Source organism: Thalassospira sp. UBA848 (assembly GCF_002295455.1).
Lineage (GTDB): Bacteria > Pseudomonadota > Alphaproteobacteria > Rhodospirillales > Thalassospiraceae > Thalassospira.
In genome coordinates, this window is sequence record NZ_DBGS01000107.1 from 9,548 (window position 1) to 10,140 (window position 593).

Here is a 593-nt window from a genome sequence, read left to right on the forward strand (position 1 = left end):
CATTTCCTCCATCACCTCGAACACATCCGGGCGATAGAACACCTCGGTCGGCGGGCAATGAAGCTGCACCAGATCAAGACAATCCGTCGCAAGGTTCTTAAGGCTCCGTTCCACAAAGGCTGTCAGATTCTGCTTGTTGTAGCCCTCGGACACATGCGGATCGAGGCGACGTCCGGCCTTGGTTGCGATGAACGGACGTTCGCCACCGCGTTCCTTCATGACATCGGCGATGATTTTTTCCGACCGGCCGTCACCGTAAACGTCGGCGGTATCAATGAAGGTCGTGCCGTTATCAAGGGCGGCATGCAGGGCCGCGCGCGCGTCAGCCTCTGAAACATCGCCCCAGGCGCCACCAATGGCCCAGGCTCCGAAACCGACTTCCGAAACCGTGCGTCCTGTCTTACCAAATTTTCTGTAGTTCATATATCTTTGCTCCTAAGGCATTAACTGGCCGCCATTGACCTCGATGATCTGGCCTGTGATGTAGCCCGCCATGGCGTTCGAGGCGAGAAACAGGAACGCCCCGACACATTCATCCGGGCGGCCCACGCGGCCCATCGGTACTGTTGCGCTTTGCGCGGCAAGCACATCGG

General features: G+C 58.2%; 2 protein-coding genes. Both read right to left on the reverse strand.

The window, feature by feature from the left end; translation table 11 throughout:
- The coding region (locus B2R48_RS14885) for an aldo/keto reductase (protein WP_297001928.1) at positions 1–423 on the reverse strand (423 nt) is incomplete at its 3' end.
- A 12-nt stretch (positions 424–435) separates the two neighbouring features.
- Complete coding sequence (locus B2R48_RS14890; protein ID WP_297001944.1) at positions 436–588, reverse strand: SDR family oxidoreductase; 153 nt, start codon at positions 586–588, stop codon at positions 436–438.
- Between the last annotated feature and the right edge of the window lie 5 nt (positions 589–593).